Source organism: Flavobacterium rhizosphaerae, from assembly GCF_046000445.1.
Lineage (GTDB): Bacteria > Bacteroidota > Bacteroidia > Flavobacteriales > Flavobacteriaceae > Flavobacterium > Flavobacterium rhizosphaerae.
The window spans coordinates 1-1,474 of record NZ_JBELPZ010000039.1 but is presented as its reverse complement, the minus strand read 5'-3'; the positions used below and the strand labels follow the sequence as shown (position 1 = coordinate 1,474).

1 protein-coding gene is annotated in these 1,474 nt (G+C 43.2%); it reads left to right on the top strand.

The genetic code is table 11. The annotated features are described in order from the left end of the window. Positions 1 to 94 precede the first annotated feature (94 nt). Complete coding sequence (locus ABS766_RS16700; protein WP_408086337.1) at positions 95 to 1,435, top strand: IS1182 family transposase; 1,341 nt, start codon at positions 95 to 97, stop codon at positions 1,433 to 1,435. Positions 1,436 to 1,474: the final 39 nt, after the last annotated feature.

The window sequence follows — 1,474 nt, the reverse complement described above, 5'->3', positions numbered from 1 at the left end:
GGGGCTGTCTCAAAAGTGAGTCAGCCCTATTTTTTTTAAACAAATAAGGGAGCCCGCGGGTTCCCTTTATTCTGCAAGTTTGTTAACTTGCGGTGTGTATAATAAATCAAAAGTAGTCTTTAAAGATTACAATCCCAAGCAAAATTTTCTACTCCCTCCAAGTTTGGAGGAGCTGATAGAAGAGAATCATCCTGTAAGGACCGTTTCCGATGTGATTGACGGTCTTGACCTGCAATGTCTCATCAAAAACTACAAGCCAGGAGGCACTTCCAGCTACCATCCCCGTATGCTTCTTAAAGTGTTGGTTTATGGTTATTTGTGCAATATTTTTTCAAGCCGTAGGCTTGAAGAAGCCTTGAAGCAGAATATCCATTTTATGTGGTTAAGCGGGATGAGCCGCCCCGACCACAACACGATAAACCGCTTTAGGAGCGAGCGACTTAAAGATGAGATACAAAGCATTTTTACCCAGGTTGTCCTGCTTTTAGAATCCCAGGGGCATGTGAGCCTTAAAACCGTTTTTACCGATGGCACCAAGATAGAGGCCAATGCCAACCGGTACACCTTTGTATGGGGCAGGTCTATTGAAAGGAATAAAAAGCGTATAGAGGAACAGTTGCAGGATTTGTGGCGATATACTCAGGAAGTTGCTGCTGCTGAATCTGAGGATAAGACAGAAGTTGAATTTAAGGCTATTGACAGGGATGCCGTTGAAAAGACTATTGAGAAGATAGATACTGCCCTTAAAGGTAAAAAGATATGCCCTAAAATACGTCAGAAGCTTAACTATGCCCGTAAGAACTGGCCTGCAAACCTTGAGAAATATGCCGGACAACAGCAGATCATGGGCAACCGCAATAGTTTTTGCAAGACCGATACCGATGCTACCTTTATGCGGATGAAAGAAGACCACATGAAGAACGGGCAGCTCAAGCCTGGGTATAACCTACAGATAAGCACCCACAATCAGTTTATCGTACATTACTCACTACATCCCAACCCCAATGATACAAGGACACTGCCGGAACACATAAAGACTTTTAAAGAACTATACCAAAAACTTCCCGAAGAGCTTGTGGCAGATGCAGGCTATGGCTCACAAGAGAATTATACCTTGCTTGAAAATGAAGGCCTTCAGGCCTATGTGAAATATAATTACTTCGACAAAGACACTAAAACCGGTGTGCCCAGCACTTCATTATCCAGCCCTGAAGTGGCGCAGTTACGAACAAAAGCTTATAACCTGCTTATAACTGACAGAGGAAAAGAACTCCGAAAGCGAAGATGCCACGACGTAGAAACAGTCTTTGCACAGATAAAAAACAATAAAGGCTTCCGCAGGTACAACCTGCGTGGCAAAGCCAAGGCCGAAGTAGAAACGGCATTGCTTGCTATGGCACATAACCTGAAAAAATGCGCTCTTAGGACATCATAACAGGGATAATTTTGTCTTTTTGAAAGATATACGCCTTAA